Origin of the sequence: Candidatus Zymogenus saltonus, assembly GCA_016929395.1 — a bacterium.
GTDB classification, from domain to species: domain Bacteria; phylum Desulfobacterota; class Zymogenia; order Zymogenales; family Zymogenaceae; genus Zymogenus; species Zymogenus saltonus.
On sequence record JAFGIX010000086.1, the window covers coordinates 51,649 to 68,338 of the forward strand.

Sequence of the window (16,690 nt, forward strand, 5' to 3'; positions counted from 1 at the left end):
AATATTGTATTATTCTTTAATACTGCATGCTGGGCAAAGCCCCACAATAAATAAATTCTCCCTCTCCACGAGGTAGCCCTCTTGCTCAAGATCAATATCGATACGTGGAAAGGCGGTCATCTTGAGGCATTCCATCCGGCCGCAGGTACGGCACGTGAAGTGCGGATGCGCGCCTTCCCCCCTGTTTATGGCGAAGTGATAGATGTTATCCGATCCCTCGATCTTATGGACAACCTCCCTCTCGAACAACGCGTTGAGGGTGCGGTAGACCGAGGCGGGGTCAACGGCGTCATCCCCCATCTTATCCAACAGCTCCTTGCCGGTCAGGGGGCGCACCGATTTTATCAAGACCTCGAGAATCTTGATCCTCCCCAGGGTCCTCTTTAATCCACTGTTCCTCAAGATAACCGCAGGATCGCTTGAAGTAATTTCTTTTTCTCCGATATTCTTCATAACTTGAAGTTCCTCTTGAATTTTAAGGCACTACAATCATCTCCCGCTGTCACAACTCAAACAGATTTCAAGATCGATCATCCACGCCGAATACCTGTTTGACTTACTTTTACCCCGACTCATTTTAATCTGATTTATTATTGCCTTAACTTATGATTATCCCAAAATATTAATGTTTCAAAATGCTATTCCCTAATTAATTTTCCTAAAACCTATTGCCGCCCTACCCTATTTTTGCCCCAACCCACAATCACTCTACCCAGTATCTCCCCAACTCATCACCGCCCTGCCCCATCATCACCCCAACCTGTCACCATCACAATACACGACCACCCCGACCCACGACTCGTCATCGCCCCGACCCACCATTGTTCAATCTTTTAGTATCCTATACTATTATTACCATTGCTCCGACTTGCCATCGCCCTGATTTACTATTACACAAACCCACCACAGCCCCAACCCATTATTGCCCCAATCCACCACAGCCCCAACCCATTATTGCCCCAATCCGTCATCGCCCCAACTTACTGTTTGTTGACCCACTCCATTTTTCCCCAAATCCGTCATCATTCCGACCGATCACCCCCCCGACCCATTATCGCCCCCCGAAATTGTTGTCCCCCTGTTGCAAGTATAATTATAGTGCATTTGCAAATGAATTGCAATAAAAAAATTGGGGGAAGTCGATTTTTTTGACCCGACATTTTTATGTTTCCCTTGTGGGAATCGACTTGGAGAGAATTCAGCCGGAAATATTTAAAAGAGGCTTGAAATGGAGAAGCGTTCTCAACGCAATGTGAATTTGGCGATTTAAAAAAGACAAATATGGCAAAGACAAAAAAAGGCGGATTGGATTGTAAAGCGGAAAAGCCCAGTTACTTCTTTTTTGCCTCCCAGCCCACGAGCTCGATAGTGCTGCTCCTCAATCCCCCGTAAAAGGTATTCGTGTCCCCATACATGCCCTCGATGGTCAGAAACGTCGTGCTGCCGAGGGAATCCGTCTCGCTGTCCGGGATGTCCGCCGGATTGATCCCTATATCCATTGGAACAATGGAGAACCTGAACCTCCCCTTTTCGTTTATCTTGGCGATGTCGTCCCCGTCCGATTTAAAGGCTTTGTTTTCTATCTTATATTTGACGTCGTAATCGACTTCCCTGAGATAGGTGATTCTGCCGGGAACGTAATAGAGAAAGGTCCTGTACTGCTCGAAGGCATCCTCTTTGGAGGATATATCGAGGGTCAAGTCTTTGACCGACATCCCCTCGACGTTCAGCTCTATCTCGACTACGTGCGTTTTGCCGGACCCCGTCTTATATAGAGTTTTACCTATGTATTTTCCGGTAAGGTCGTCGGGCAACAGGACATCCGGCTTCACCTTTATCATATAGGCGTCCTCGAGGACCCATTTTTCGGGAGGGATGAAGTAATCGAGAACATACTGTCTGTTAATATATCCGTAATAGCCGAGGGCGATAACGACGGCGAGGTAGACGAACTTCGCGATGGGGCCGGAGAGTATTCCGCTTTTCGCCTTTCTGCCGGCGTAGAGCTGACTTGCCTTGTTGTAGGCCTCCCTCTCGATGCTCGACGACCCGTCCACGGTATATGTGGTCTTGGACTCCACGTTTCCTATTTTTCTCTTTTGGCCTATGTCGTCCGGCATCGTTCCCACGTCTTCGGGCCTGTAGTCGTACTGAGGCTGGTACTCCTCCTTCCTCTTGGATTCAGCATACGAGAAATCTTCGAGATCGCTCTGCGTTTCCGAAGCACCGTGGGAAAGCCAGGAGGCCTCTTCTTCCGCCGGAGGAGGCGGCGCTGGACCCACCGCCGGCGAAACGGCATCATCGTGACGGGATATCCAAGACGAAACGCTCTCATCGGGCGGTGCCACTTCTATCCCCGACCTCTCCTTTTCGGTCAGGGCGGAGTCCCTCACAATCCAGGATGATTCAGTCCCACCCACCCCCGGCGCAGGCCGGCGCGGGGGTTCGGCGGGCTTCGCCTTCGGGGGAATTCCACCCGGCTCCCCCTTATCACTTACCACCTTGATCCTCTTTAGAGTGACCTCCCCCCCCATTTTCCTGATCTCGATCCCTATTTTTTTGGCCCTCTCGAGATCGTAGCTCCCCACCCTCGCCGGGAGCCTCTTGCTGAATCCGAGGACCTTCTCCATGGGAAGCTTAAAGCGGACCGACAGCCTTTTAGCAAATTCCTCCACCTGCTCCGGGGTTTTGCCCATCGAATCAATGTAAACGGCTATCTTTTCCTGTGCCCCGTTTGTCATCTTGACTTCATAAAAAGTTATTTAACAATTCTCTACAATCTATTTTGAGACGGCTCCCCATCTCAATATTTATCTTATGATTTATTTTTTGATATGTCAATACTCTATCAATATTCTATCAAGACTCTACTAAAACGGGGAATTTTTTCAGATCGATTTCACATTATTTTTGCCTCGCAACCGAACAAAGGAGGCGACGGGAAAGGTCGGGGCATAAAAAACATTTTCTTCGCGCCCCTTAAATCCTTGACTTTTCCCCTCTCTTGCTGTACTAAATAAATCTAACATTTCAATATTTCCAAATTGCCAAATTGCCAAATTGCAATTACCGAAGACGGCGCTAACGAAAGGTCAGGTTCAAATGAAAGACAGCTTCACGAGATATTCCAACTCCTTCATCAATACCAGGAGGGAAGATCCCGGGGATGCGGAGATTCCCTCCCACAGGCTTCTCCTCAGGGGGGGGTTCATTAGGCAGGTGACAGCAGGGGTCTTCGACTTTACGCCCTTGGCGTTTAAGGTCATGACCAGGATAATGGCCATAATAAGAGACGAGATGAACGGGATCGGCGGCCAGGAGGTTCTGATGCCCGTTCTCAATCCCGCCTCCCTCTGGATCGAGTCCGAGCGGTACAACGTCATGGGGCCGGAGCTGATCAGATTCAAGGACCGCCGCGGGACGGGCATGTGTCTCGCCATGACCAACGAGGAGACGGTAACGGACCTGGCCAGGGGTTACGTCTCGTCATACCGGGACCTCCCCTTTATGCTCTACCACATCCAGACGAAGATAAGAGACGAGGCGAGACCGAGGGGCGGTCTTGTCCGGGTCAGGGAGTTCCTGATGAAGGACGCGTACAGCTTCCACAGGAGTGTCGCGGACCTCTCCGAGTATTATGTGGATGTCTACGAGGCGTACGGCAGGATATTTGCGAGAATGGCGCTCCCTTCGGTGCCGGTGGAGGCGGACAGCGGGGCGATGGGGGGGAGCGCCTCCCACGAGTTCATCCTGCCCACCGAGTGGGGTGAGGACACCTTTGCCAGTTGTAACGTATGCGGCATGAGCGCCAACGTGGAGCGGGCCGAGGTGATCACCGCAAAAGCCGATGAACCCGCGAAGCACCCGGGGCCGGAAAAGGTCCACACCCCGAACATGACGACGATCGACGACCTGAAGTCGTTTTTCGGGATCGAAAACGACCGGTTCCTTAAGGCGGTTGCCTATAGCTATGACGACGGTGAAGGTTCCGGCCACAAGATAGTTATCGTCTTTATCAACGGCGCCTACGAGGTCAACGAGACGAAGCTCACAAACAGACTTGGCGCGATTGAGCTCGATGTCGCCGACCCGAAGGCCCTGGAGGAGCTGGGGATCGTTCCGGGATTTATCTCGCCCCGGGTAGCGGGGAAGAAGGGCGTTACCGTGATATTCGACAAGACCGTCCTGTCCCAGCCGGTATATATCGTCGGCGGGGACGAGATCGACTACCACATCAAGAACTTCGTCCCGGGAAGGGATTTTGTGATCGATACGACCATAGACTTGGCCACAGTCAGGGAGGGCGACCCCTGTCCGAGCTGCGTGGAGACAGGCGGGAAGACGACAGGGAAGATCACCCTTAAACGGGGGATCGAGCTCGGCCACACCTTTCAGCTGGGCAGGCGCTACTCGAAGGTCATGGGGCTAAAATATCTGAGCGAGGAGGGAAAGGAGGAGACGGTGGTCATGGGGTGCTACGGGATCGGCGTGGAGCGGGCGATGGCGAGCATCGTGGAGGCTCACCACGACGACAGGGGAATAATCTGGCCCGTGAGCGTAGCCCCGTTTGACCTCGTTGTCCTTCCTCTCGGGGCGGATGACGTGGTCAAAGGCGTTGCTCTTGAGGTCGCGAAAAGTTTGGGCGATGGTTTCGAGGTGATCCTCGACGACAGGGAGGAGACCGCCGGTGTGAAGTTTGCGGACAGCGAATTGCTGGGTTTCCCGTTGAGGGTCGTTGTCAGCAAGAAACTTGTGGAGAAGGGGGAGGTGGAAATAAAGGTCAGGAGGAGCGGAGAGGTGGTCGTTGTAAAGAAAGAGAAGGCGGTCGACGAGGTTAGGTCTTTGTTGGAAAAACTGGCAATGGAAGAGGGAGGAAACTAAGATGAAGGGTAAATATATTATTGTCTCGATTACGGTTCTCGTATTGTCCCTGGGAGCGCTTGTCTGGTCGATGGGCCAGGAGGAGGATGCCCAGACCCTCGATGAATATCTCGTGGGGACCGTCCTCTTAGACGAGAACGAGATGATCGATTTGAAGCCAGGGGATACGGCGGTCGTGGTGCTTGAGGAAAATCCGTCCACGGGATACCAGTGGGAAATAATCGTCGATCCCGAGGGGGCCCTGGTGGAGGTGGAGAAGCGGAGCTTTCAAAAGGGTGATAAAAAGCTGATAGGCGCCCCGAATACGGCCGTATGGAAGTTCAGCCCTAAATTGGAGGGAAAGGCAAAGCTGACCTTCAACTACCTGCGCCCCTGGGAGGGGGAAGAGAGCATTGTAGAGACGGTTGTCTACAGGGTCAGGATTTCCGAGTAAATCCCTCACCCGATAATTGTATTTGATTGCAGGGCTGCTGGATTTTTTTAGAGTTTCGCCCACAGCAAAGAGGCACCTGGGGCATCCCGGAGTTTCCTGTATTAATATTCCAATATCCCGTTTTACATTATCAATTCCTCTGATTAACGGCTCTGCTTTTTACCCTCCCCTCGTTTTGCAACCCCATTCGATTCTGCACTCGCCTCTTCCTAAAGGAGTTCTACGTTGCTCCCGCGCGGAGTTTTTTCTCCAGCCGGCGGCTGGAGGCGGCCTGACGGGAAATTTAAGTGGGGATGGAAAACAGCGTTGATGAATCCTTTTAGCATGTCTGATGCTTAAAAGAACCTTCTTTCGTGGAGCTTGAGATTATATAACGTAAATGAAAAATCCCCGAACCATCCCCGGGGATTTCGATTTTATCTTCTATTGGAGTTTAATATTGGAGTTTTGTGTTGGGATTATATATAGATTGTAGATTTATATGTCATTCCCTTGGAAAGCGGGAATCCATATTAGTATCCTTCTTTATTGAATAGCTGCCCCCGTCCTACACTCCCCACTTTCCCGTCAAATACATCCTTCACCCTTGCCGCCGTCCCATCTGCCCCCTTACCCCCCCGCCTTCCCGGTCTTGCATCCCCCCTCACGACCTTTCTTCCCAACCCTCAATACCTCCTTATTAATCCGCCCATCCAATTATTGGAGAACACCCCTCATCCCCACACTCATCTGCCCTATCTCTCCCCCACGCCCAGCCTCCTCTCCAGCCAGCGGCTCGAGGCGGTTAGGGGATAGCAGATAAAGAAGTAGACCACGGCGGCGAAGAAATAGAGCCCCATGGTTACATCGGTATTGACCTCCCTGTTGCTCGTGGCGAAGATCGTCTGGGTGAACTCCATCACCCCCACGAACCAGAGGAGGGACGTGTCCTTGATCAGGCTCACGAACTGGTTTACGAAAGACGGGATCATGTTTTTCAATGCCTGGGGGAGGATGATGTAGGTCATGGCCTGGGTGTGGGTCAGGCCGGTGGAGCGGGCTGCCTCCATCTGTCCCTTCCCCACAGACATTATTCCAGCCCTTACGATCTCCGCCAGGTACGCCCCGGTGAAACAGACGAAGGCTATTATGGCGTAGTAGACCCGGCTTACGTCCTTCAGTTGTTTTGAAAGCCCTGGGGGCAGAAAACAGAACCAGAAGATCACGAGTATAAGCGGGACGGCCCTGATGAGCTCTATGTAGCCGACTGCCGGGTAGCTGAGCCACCACCTCTTGCTGTATCGCATAAGGCCGAAGGCGATACCGGTAATAAAGGCCAGGGCGAGACTTACGGCGGCCACCAAGATCGTAAGCGTAATCCCGCCGACCTTTCCCCGAAGGCCGAAGAGAAAGAACATCATATTGTTCGCTATGACCCTGTACGGATAGCTCTTGACAATCACCACAAAATTGCAGAAAAAATGAGTTATGCTTGAGAAGAATATCTCGGACAGGAACAACAAGATCAGGATTACAAGTGTAACCGTCTCGAGGACAATATTCGTCAGTCTCTTTGTGCGGGCGTGGGACATATCAGTACCTAATATATTTCAGGAAGTGCTTGTTATACTGGTTTATTGAAAACGAGATCAGAAGCGATAACGACAGATATATCACGGTTGTGACCGTCAACGCCTCGAAGACCCTGTACGTTCCCTCGTAGAGGAATCTCGATGCGGCCATAAGCTCCACAACACCGATTGCCATGACCAGAGATGAGTTCTTGGTCAGGTTCAGCGACTGGCTGATGAGGGGCGGAATCACGATCCTGAAGGCCTGAGGGAGGATGACAAGCCTCATGGCCTGAAGGAATGTGAGCCCCTGGGCCCTGGAGGCCTCCATCTGCTCCTTCGGGATAGATTGGATCCCCGCCCTTATCTCCTCGGCGATAAATGCGGACGTGTAGATGGAGAGCGCTATAACACCGTAGGCGAATTCCGTGCTTGTTTGACTGTAGAGCCATTTCTTGAAAAAATCGGGGAGCAGGGGGTCGGTGCCGTAATACCAGAAGAATATCTGAATGAGGAGCGGCGTGTTTCTCATGAACTCGATATAGGCCTTGGCGAAGATGTCGAGGACCTTTACCCTGCTCAGCCTGAAAACCGCAAGCAGAGTCCCCATGCTCATCGCTATGATAATAGAAATTAAGGATATCTTTATTGTGGTGTAGACACCCGATAAATATAGTTGAATATATGTAAGCTTGGTGGCCTTGATATAGTAGGTGTTGTATACGGCGTAGTTAAGCTCGTACTTGATCTCAATATTAAATACCCTGACAATCAGCAGCTTATACAGTACTAAATAACAAAAGAGGCCGATCGATATAAGGACGATCGGAATGACGATAAACCTGTACCGTTCGATAAAGATTGACGCTTCGACTTTTAGATCGTGGAGTTTTTTTGTCATCTTAAAAAAATAAGGGGGAGATTGCTCCCCCCCTATTATGCGTTGATCTTAGGGCCAGAGCTCCATACGCCAGCTCAAGGGCATGTAGTAATTGGTATCCGGTCCAAGCCACTTGTCGTAGATCTTCTGCCATTCTCCCTCTACCCACATCTCCATGAGGGTGAAGTTAACGAAGTCGCGCCACTCGGAGTCGTTTTCGGGAACGCCCAGTCCGTACGGCTCGCTGGAGAAGAATTCACCCACGATCTTCCAGTTTTCGGGATGTTCATCGCTTCCCTTAAGACCGACGAGGATGACGGAGTCGGTGGTAACCGCCTCCACCTTGCCCTGTTTCAGGGCCAAAAACGCCTCCGGGTAGCCCTCGAAAGAGATCACCTCACATTTGGGCTGGGCCTCCTTGACGTTCTTCTCGCTGGTGGAGCCCTTTACCGATCCTACCTTCTTCCCGGCAAGGTCCGCGACGCTCTCGATCGTGCTGTCTTTCGCCACGAGGAGCCTCTGACCGTCCATGAAGTAGGTGATGGAGAAGTCTATGACCTCGTCCCTCTCGATCTTGTGGGTCATGGTGGCGGCAAGGATATCCACCTCGCCGTCGGTGAGCATCTGGATGCGGTTTGCGGAAGTGACGGCCTTGAACTCGATATCCACCTTCAGCTTCTTTGCGATGTGGCGGCAGATGTCCACGTCAAAACCGACAAGCTCCCGCTTTTTCTCATCAACATATCCGAAGGGGACAACGGAGTCCTTCACGCCGGCCACCAGCTTTCCGGCGTCCTTGATCTTGTCCAGGGTGGACACGGCCGGAGCGGCGGCTCCCCCCGTATCTCCGGCGGTCTCAGGCGCCGGCGCTTTTTCGCAGGCACAAAAGACGCCCATCACTGATAGGGCCAAAACAATAACAAAAAACTTTTTCATCGATTCCTCCTTTTTAATAAACCCATATTTATAGTATCTCGTTGAGAAACGCCTTTGTCCTCTCATCTTCGGGACTTTTGAAGAAATGCTCCGGCGTTCCCTCCTCGATTATCTGCCCCAGGTCCATAAAGATGACTCGATCGGCCACCTCCCTGGCAAAACCCATCTCGTGGGTGACAACCACCATTGTCATGCCCTCCCGGGCCAGATCTTTCATGACGTTTAAGACCTCGCTTATCATCTCTGGATCGAGTGCGGATGTCGGCTCGTCGAAGAGCATGATTTTAGGCCTCATGGCAAGCCCCCTGGCGATGGCGACCCTCTGCTGCTGCCCCCCCGAAAGCTCCGCCGGGTATTTATAGGCCTGCTCCTTGATCCGAACCTTGTCGAGGAGCTCCAAGGCCAGAGACTCGGCGTCGTGCTTTTTCATATTCTTGACTTTTATCGGAGCCAGTGTGATGTTTTTTATAACCGTCATGTGGGGGTAGAGATTGAACTGCTGAAAGACCATGCCGATCTCCGCCCTGAGGTCGTTGATATTCGTCCTCGAATCGGCGAGGTTAAAGCCGTCGACGATCAGCTCTCCGCCGTTTATGAGCTCGAGCTCGTTGATGCACCTGATCAGCGTCGACTTTCCGGAGCCGGAGGGACCGCAGACAACAACCACCTCCCCCGGTTTCACATGAAGGTTAATGCTCTTCAGCGCGTGAAAGTTGCCGTAATATTTATCTACATCCTTGAATATTATCATTTAGAGCCGATCACCTCACATTGGATTAAAATTACACAAATTATATATAAATGTCAACCTATAAAGCCCAAAAATATCGGTCTCATCCACTATCGATATTATGTGCTGTGTAATATAGGGTGGTAAGGCTTTTGGTGGGGTTTCTTCCCGCTGTCTTTCTTAAAGGGCCTTTGAGGAACTATCATCAGGATCGGACAAGGGGCTTTCTTCAAGACCCTCTCCGAGGTGGAGCTGAACTCGTGATAAAACTCCTCCCTTTTACCGTGCGCCCCCATCACGATCAGGTCGGCTTCCTCGTTGCCGGCGAGGTTTATGATCTCGTCCGAGGGCAAGCCATGAAGAACCACCGCAGAGACCTTGACCTTCATGTCGAGACATTTGTTCTGGATGGATTTGAATATCCCCTCTTTCTTCTCCGAAAACTCCTCGACTATCTCGTTGAGCTTTTTATCGGTCAGAAAAGCGGGGAAAAGCTCTTCGTCTTTGATATTGCGCTTGTCCGACACGGAGACCACGATAAGCTCCGCACCGAACATCGATGCCAGCCCGGCCGCCCACTCGAAGGCCTTTATGGAGACTTCCGAGCCGTCTACGGCCGCGATGATCTTCTTTACATTTTCCATTTTACTTCGGCCAAATCTCCATCGTGAATCCGATCGGATACTTTGTGCGGGAATCCCTCCTAAACCACTTCTCATACATTTTCCTGTACAATCCCGACTCGAATATCTTCATCATGGAGAAGTTGATCATCTCCCTCCATCGGGGGTCTTCCGGTGGTATCCCGACACAATATGGGACCATTGATACGAGCTCATCCACCAGAATAAACCTTTCCGGCTTCTCCTCGAGGGATATTATCCTCAACAGCTCTCGAACGTCCCCGGCCACCCCCACGACCTTCCCCCCCTTTAACAGCTCGAACCCCGAGGACAGGTCTTCCACGGGGACGAGATTGACTCCTGAAAGAGCCGTATCGATTTTATCATCCTTAATCCCTTGAGGCAGAGCTATCTTTTTCCCCTTCAGGTGCCCCAACCTCCTTATCGAGGAGCTCTTCTTCACGGCTATCCCCGTGCCCCCCTTAAAATAGGTCACGGAGAAATCGATTGCCCGCTCCCAACCCATCTTGTGGGCCAGGCCCGGAGCCATCTGAATCTCCCCCTCGGCCACAAGGGGGATCAGCTCGACAGGATCCACCGTTACAAATCGGGGCGTTATATCAATATTTCCAATTTCTTCGATTGCGGCGATCCCTTCGAGTATGGCCCCGACGATCTCCACATCGAAGCCCGTCAAGCTGATCAATTCGGCTTCATCGCCTTCCTCGCCCGTAGAGTAGGAGAAGGGCGGAACCTCACCCCCTATCCCGACAACCACCACCCCATCCTTCATAATCCTGTCAACCGTTTCCCCAGCGTAAAGCCGCGGGGCCGGAGCGGAGAGGAAGAGGAGTAGGGAAACCGCAACCCAAATAAGTTTTAACCTTCCCGTTTCAATCGAGGAAGGACGCTCAATACCGCCCCGCCTATTAATCCTGCCTCCTTCAAAATCCATCTAAACAGTCACCACCCGTAAGTCTTTTATTAAAAAACGGCCTTACCCTGAAAAACGGCCGAACCCCTAAAAACGACCTAGCCCCGCCGTCCCCCTCCACACAAAAAATATTACGATTCGAGAAAGACCTTATAGCCCTTGTACGCCATGTAGATGTCCGCCTTGCTCGATATCTCGAAGGGGGAATGCATATCCAGAAGCACCGGCCCGCAGTCCAAAACGTCCATCCCCCTCGCGGCCATATCCTTTGCGATGGTGCCGCCCCCGCCCTCGTCCACCTTTCCCAGCTCCCCAAACTGCCAGACCACGTCGTTGTCGTTGAAGAGCTTCCTGATGCTCCCCACAAGCTCCGCATGGGCGTCGGATGCGCCGAACTTCCCTCTGGAGCCGGTGAATTTCGTTATGCAGACACCGTATCCGAGGCGGGCGGCGTTTCGCTTCTCGTGTACCTCCTGCCAGTCAGGGTCCAGCGCGCCGTTGACGTCCGCCGAGAGACACCTGGAATTGGAGAGGGTCTTCATGAGGTCGCCCGCCTTGAACTCGCCCTTGACGGCCGTCAGTATCTCGAGCGCCACGTCCTCGATAAACCTCCCGCGGGCCCCGGTCACCCCCTCGGAGCCGATCTCCTCCTTGTCCAGGAAGTAGACCACGGCGGTCCTATTGAGCTCGCCGGCATCGAGAACTCCCCTCAGGCTCGTAAAGGCGCTAGCCCTGTCGTCCTGGCCGTACCCCCCCACAAGGGACCTGTCGAGGCCGATATCCCTCGACCTCCCCACCGGGACCACCTCGATCTCCGCGCTTATGAGGTCCTCCTCCACAATGTTGTACTTGTCGTTCAGGAGCTTCAGCGCAAAGAGCTTGACCCTCTCCTTGGCCTCCTTGTCCTCAAAGGGGATGCTTCCGAAGAGGAGGTTCAGCTTCTCCCCCGGAACCGCCTCCCCCACCTTCTTTTCCATCTGCGCCTTGCCGGCAAGGTGGATCAGGAGATCGGAGACGGTGAATACCGGATCGTCAGGGTCGTCACCGACAGCGACCTCCACCTCCGTCCCGTCCCCCTTGACGATTACCCCGTAGATCGCCAGTGGCCTCGACACCCAGCTGTACTTCTTGATCCCGCCGTAGTAGTGGGTCTTGAGCAGCGCCAGCTCCACCTCCTCGTAGAGTGGGCGCTGCTTCAGGTCGAGTCTCGGGGAGTCTATGTGGGAAACGATGACGTTCAGCCCCTCGGTCGGATCCGCCTTCCCCGGGACCACCAGGGCGGCGGCCTTCTTTTTATCCGTCTTGTATAATTTCTTCAGGGGCTTTTCCCCCTTTCCTCCTTTCCTCCCCTCGTCGGTAAAGCCGGCCTCCTTTGCCCTCCTAACTATCTCCGAGACCGCCAGCCTCTCGGTCTTTGCGGCGTCTAAAAAGGACTTGTAGTCCTCCCCCAGGGCGAATATCTTCTCCCACTCCGTCTCATCCACACTGTCCCAGACCGATTTCGGCTGGTAGAGGAGCCTTTCGGAAAGCTCCTTTGTCGCATCGCTTATCTTGTCTTTATTTTCTTCCATTTCTCTACCGCTCTTTCCCGATACCGTTTACTGATCACAAAAAGTTATCCGACCTGTTTCCTATATCATACCCCCCAATCTCATCACCCCGTCATCCCGTCACCCCACCATCCCGTCTTCCCTTAAAATCATTATCCTCCCACCCCATCACCCAATCACCCAATCACCACAGCATCTTGCTGCCCTGAACCCCACCACTCTACTGCCCAACCATCAAATCACAATTCCATCTTATTGGTATGCTCCCCCCCTGCCCCCGACAATTAAATATCTTTCCCCACCCCCACCATTGCCCCATCACCACAGCATCTTATTGCCCTGCATCTCCCCTGCCCCCGGCACCTAAATATCTTTCTCTACCCCCCCCAAAAAAACCCGATGAAATTTCCCCACACCCCCCAGGAGAAATTATCACGCTTTAATGTATCAGTCAAGATAAAAACCCCCGAGCCTCCCACCGCTCAAAGCTGTTCAACCCCCCCTTGACTATTTGCTTCCGAGGATCTTTCCCGTTTTGTCGACAAAGAACCACCTCCCGCCGATCTCCACCGAGGCGAATCCCTCGGAGAATCTGTTTGCCCGGTCAAACCTCGGCTCGATCACGAATTTGCCGCCCTTGTCGATAAACCCCCACTTGCCGTTCACCTCAACCGCCGCCAGCCCCCCCGAAAAGGGATTTGCGTCGTCAAAGGTTGCGGGGATGACAACGGCCCCTGTCTTGTCGATATAGCCGTCCTTGCCGCCGATCTCCACCGACGCGAGTCCATCGCTAAACGACTCGCCGTCCTCATATGCCGGGGTGATAACCATATTCCCGGAGGCGTCGATAAAGCCTATCTTCCCCCCCGTCTCCACGGCGCAGAGGCCCTCGGAGAACTCCCAGACATCGTCGTACTTTGCCTCGACCACCATAGCCCCGGACTTGTCAACGAATCCCCAGGCGTTGACCTTTACTGCGGCGAGACCCTCGCTAAAAACTTTCGCCTCCTTATACACGGCATCGATCACCATATTTCCGCTCTTGTCGATGTATCCCCATTTACCGTCCAGCTCGACCGGCGCCAGCCCCCCGGAGAACCTATCCCCTTCGTCGAACTTCGCCTCGATCACGATATTCCCGGAGAGATCGATATACCCGATCTTATCGTTCATCTCGAACTGGGCCAGCCCCTCCGAAAACCTCCACACGTCGTCGAACTTGGGGTCTATAACCACTCCCCCTGTCTTGTCAATAAAACCGTTCTTTTCCGCGATTATAACCTGGGCGCGCCCCTCGTAAAAATCGTAGGCTGGATAGAAGAAAATCGATACCTGATAGAAGCTGGGCCTGATGACGAAGTTTCCGGTTTTATCGATGTATCCGATGCTCTTTCCCACCGCCACCCTGGCCAGCCCGTCGGAAAAGCTCCAGGCGTTGTCGAAGGACACCGTCGTCTCCTGGGCCAAGCCGGCCGAGAAGAAGATTTGTACCGCCAGAAGAGACACGAAGACCGGGACGATTGCCCATTTAATTGTTCTCTTCATTTTTCGTTCCTCCCTTGTATAGTAAAAAAACACTCACCGTTAATCCGCTAATATGTACTATGGCAAAAATCCAGCGAAAGTCAAGCCTTTTTAGAGGGCTCGAATCCGCCATTCTTAAGATCGCTTATAACCCTTTTCGATTCAACCTCCTGGTCGGCCCAGGGATCGTAGCCTACTATTTTTATATCGATATTCTTTTTCTTCAATTCGCGTTTGAGCCTCTTTGCAAATATCCCCGTTCCCTTTTCGCACAGCAGGGGGATGCTCTCTCTCATCTTATCCAATTCGGGATTTCTCAAAATCTCCCGACCATGTTTTATAGTCTTTAACTTCTCGGCCGACCGAAGGAGGTCAAGGGTCTGGGTTATTCCATCCGTCGGGCTGTCGTTCACCGTGATTATGCCCACAACCGAGTAATCGGAGTCGATGTAGTCTTTTGTATGCTTGACGATCCTCCTGGCCTCCCTCTTGCAGAGGAGGCCGTACTTGTATATCCACAGCGCCCCGAAAAACTTGATCAATCCGGACAGGAACGTGTCCGCATAGTCGAAAAAAAGGGGCTGGTATCTGAAGTAGTTTTTCCTCGATACCCCGCCCCACCCGAGACGCTCCAGGCAAGGAATCTGCTCGATTCCAAGATCGTTTTCCAGCAGCTTCTCCACCAGCTCGCTGCACGCCCCGGCCTGGACGGCGATGCCGGGGAAGCGCAGGTTCTGGTTCAGGATGCAATGGCTCACAAAGACTATTTTTCTTTTTCTGTTGTCCTTGAAATCCAAATTTTGTCCTCAAATAATATAATCAAGATATTAAATTCAGGTTGGAAAGCTCAAAGCCTTTTTAGGTTTTGCGATATAGATATGAAACGCGTCCTGCTAAATCAATGCAGAACCTCCCTTAACTTGTTGAACTCGATCCTTGCGTGCTCTTCCATTGCCTCTTCAAAATCTTTGTGGAAGAACAGCCTGAAGATCGGATCGAGAATTTTCCCGATTCCGCCGAAGCCGATCGTTATGGTGTGGGTGATTCTCACCCCCTCTTTGTCGTCCTTGAGCTTAAGAAAGAGCCGTCCGGGCAGCTTAATCATCTTTTTGAACTGCCAGACGATCAGCTCCCCAGGGACCGCCTCCACGACCACCCCCTTCATCTTCACCCTGTGCCTCCCTATGAACTCGTCCATATATACCACGTCGCCGACGTGCCCCGGACGAGATTTCAATAAGTGAAACTCGAGATGCGTCCCGTTCCACCATCTCCTGTAGTTTTCGTCGCTGGGATTCAGCATAAAATCCGTTACCTCTCTTCCCGAAAGTCCCGCCACATACACTTTTGTTTCCATGATAATCATTTTCATATCCCTCAGGTAGACGTTGGATAAAAGAGATTTATTAAGGAGCAGCCTTGACTTTATTAAATCCGGGTGTCAACCATTAACACCATTCCTAAAATATATAAGCGAACAATTAAAGGGGTATTGAGCTCTTCATTGGAATAAAGCACTGGCAATCATTCTTTTTCGAGGAGAGAGTCCATCCAAGGAAGAGAGTAGAAATCAAAAACGGCGTCGGTAACCGATCAGAAGACACCGGCCCCAAACCCGAGGAGAGGTGGTTTTTGGTGTGAGATTGCGGCAAAGGAGCGAACGAATCGCGTATAAAATCAGTATTTCAACCCCACCCTCTCCCTGACGAGATCGAGGGTCTTCATCGCCTCCTCCCTCGTCTTCTCCGCCCCTGCCTTTAATATATCCCTCACCGTATCCGCATCCTTTAGAAGCCCCTCCCTCTTTTCGCGATACGGGGCGTAGAACTCCCATATCTTCTTGAAGAGCTCCTTTTTCACTTCGGAATACTTAAGCCCGGGTTTAATATATCTGTCCCTCAATGCCTCCCTCTCGTCTGTGTCAATGAAGAGGCACATCAGCTGAAAGAGGCTGTCGTTGTCCGGGTCTTTAGGCTCGTCTACCCCCTTGGAATCGGTGACGACGCTCATTACCTTTTTCTTCAGCGCCTCTTCCGTCTCGAATATATCGATGGTGTTGCCGTAGGATTTGCTCATCTTCTGTCCGTCGATTCCGGGGATTACCGCGAGGTCTTCGTCGATCTCCGCCTCCGGTATGGTAAAGGTCTCGCCGAATGCGTTGTTGAAGCGGATGGCGATATCCCTCGTCATCTCAAGGTGCTGCTTCTGATCCTGCCCCACGGGGACTACGTCCGACTGATAGAGGAGGATGTCGGCGGCCATCAAGACCGGGTAGGCAAAAAGCCCGTGGTTCGGGGAGATTCCCTTGGCGGTCTTGTCCTTATAGCTGTGGGCCCTCTCCAGAAGACCCATAGGGGTGACGTTCGACAAAATCCATGTCAGCTCCGTGACCTCCGGGACGTCGGACTGGACCCAGAAGAAGCACTTTTCCGGATCGAGCCCCAGGGAGATGAAATCCACCGCGGCGGTAAGGGTATCGGCGCCGAGCCTTGCCCCGTCCGACACAGAGGTAAGGGCGTGGAGGTTCACTATGAAAACGAAGAGGGTGTGCTCTTCCTGATAGCGGATCATTCGCCTCATCATGGCGAAGTAGTTCCCAATGTGGAGGGAACCGGAAGGCTGAATCCCCGAAAGCACGCGCATAAAAGC

Annotated in this window: 16 protein-coding genes; 2 read left to right on the forward strand and 14 right to left on the reverse strand. The window is 52.4% G+C overall.

The genetic code is table 11. The features are described 5' to 3' along the window. Positions 1-9: 9 nt before the first annotated feature. Together JW984_15935 and JW984_15940 are read right to left on the reverse strand one after the other, a co-directional pair. Complete coding sequence (locus JW984_15935) at positions 10-453, reverse strand: transcriptional repressor (protein ID MBN1574688.1); 444 nt, start codon at positions 451-453, stop codon at positions 10-12. Positions 454-1,331: 878 nt separating this feature from the next. Further along, a complete protein-coding gene (locus JW984_15940) occupies positions 1,332-2,741 on the reverse strand; it encodes a hypothetical protein (protein MBN1574689.1) in 1,410 nt (469 codons plus the stop codon). Positions 2,742-3,102: 361 nt separating this feature from the next. Here JW984_15940 and JW984_15945 point away from each other — a divergent pair, with 361 nt between their 5' ends. Together JW984_15945 and JW984_15950 are read left to right on the forward strand one after the other, a co-directional pair. Beyond that, complete coding sequence (locus JW984_15945; GenBank protein ID MBN1574690.1) at positions 3,103-4,881, forward strand: proline--tRNA ligase; 1,779 nt, start codon at positions 3,103-3,105, stop codon at positions 4,879-4,881. Position 4,882: 1 nt separating this feature from the next. Then, positions 4,883-5,314, forward strand: a complete 432-nt coding sequence (locus JW984_15950) for a protease inhibitor I42 family protein (protein MBN1574691.1) — start codon at positions 4,883-4,885, stop codon at positions 5,312-5,314. Positions 5,315-5,826: 512 nt separating this feature from the next. Here JW984_15950 and JW984_15955 read toward each other — a convergent pair. From JW984_15955 to trpS, 12 genes are all read right to left on the reverse strand, one after another. Further along, complete coding sequence (locus tag JW984_15955) at positions 5,827-5,976, reverse strand: hypothetical protein (GenBank protein ID MBN1574692.1); 150 nt, start codon at positions 5,974-5,976, stop codon at positions 5,827-5,829. A 72-nt stretch (positions 5,977-6,048) separates the two neighbouring features. Next, positions 6,049-6,714, reverse strand: a complete 666-nt coding sequence (locus tag JW984_15960) for an amino acid ABC transporter permease (GenBank protein ID MBN1574693.1) — start codon at positions 6,712-6,714, stop codon at positions 6,049-6,051. A gap of 172 nt (positions 6,715-6,886) precedes the next feature. Further along, positions 6,887-7,765 (reverse strand): amino acid ABC transporter permease, encoded by an 879-nt coding sequence (locus JW984_15965; protein MBN1574694.1) that lies wholly within the window; start codon positions 7,763-7,765, stop codon positions 6,887-6,889. Between the two features lie 48 nt (positions 7,766-7,813). Further along, positions 7,814-8,680 carry an ABC transporter substrate-binding protein gene (locus JW984_15970; protein MBN1574695.1) on the reverse strand — a complete coding sequence of 289 codons (867 nt, stop codon included), beginning with the start codon at positions 8,678-8,680 and terminating at the stop codon, positions 7,814-7,816. 28 nt (positions 8,681-8,708) lie between these two features. Further along, positions 8,709-9,431 carry an amino acid ABC transporter ATP-binding protein gene (locus tag JW984_15975; protein MBN1574696.1) on the reverse strand — a complete coding sequence of 241 codons (723 nt, stop codon included), beginning with the start codon at positions 9,429-9,431 and terminating at the stop codon, positions 8,709-8,711. A gap of 98 nt (positions 9,432-9,529) precedes the next feature. After that, positions 9,530-10,054 carry a universal stress protein gene (locus tag JW984_15980; protein MBN1574697.1) on the reverse strand — a complete coding sequence of 175 codons (525 nt, stop codon included), beginning with the start codon at positions 10,052-10,054 and terminating at the stop codon, positions 9,530-9,532. 1 nt (position 10,055) lies between these two features. After that, a complete protein-coding gene (locus JW984_15985) occupies positions 10,056-10,988 on the reverse strand; it encodes a transporter substrate-binding domain-containing protein (GenBank protein MBN1574698.1) in 933 nt (310 codons plus the stop codon). A 110-nt stretch (positions 10,989-11,098) separates the two neighbouring features. After that, the gene (locus tag JW984_15990; GenBank protein MBN1574699.1) at positions 11,099-12,538 is read right to left on the reverse strand and encodes an aminopeptidase; all 1,440 of its coding nucleotides are present in this window, start codon (positions 12,536-12,538) and stop codon (positions 11,099-11,101) included. A gap of 486 nt (positions 12,539-13,024) precedes the next feature. Beyond that, positions 13,025-14,062: a WG repeat-containing protein gene (locus JW984_15995; GenBank protein ID MBN1574700.1), complete on the reverse strand. Its 1,038-nt coding sequence runs from the start codon at positions 14,060-14,062 to the stop codon at positions 13,025-13,027. Positions 14,063-14,142: 80 nt separating this feature from the next. Further along, positions 14,143-14,838: a hypothetical protein gene (locus JW984_16000; protein ID MBN1574701.1), complete on the reverse strand. Its 696-nt coding sequence runs from the start codon at positions 14,836-14,838 to the stop codon at positions 14,143-14,145. 101 nt (positions 14,839-14,939) lie between these two features. Beyond that, positions 14,940-15,407 carry a hypothetical protein gene (locus tag JW984_16005; GenBank protein MBN1574702.1) on the reverse strand — a complete coding sequence of 156 codons (468 nt, stop codon included), beginning with the start codon at positions 15,405-15,407 and terminating at the stop codon, positions 14,940-14,942. Between the two features lie 311 nt (positions 15,408-15,718). Next, positions 15,719-16,684: a tryptophan--tRNA ligase gene (trpS, locus tag JW984_16010; protein ID MBN1574703.1), complete on the reverse strand. Its 966-nt coding sequence runs from the start codon at positions 16,682-16,684 to the stop codon at positions 15,719-15,721. Between the last annotated feature and the right edge of the window lie 6 nt (positions 16,685-16,690).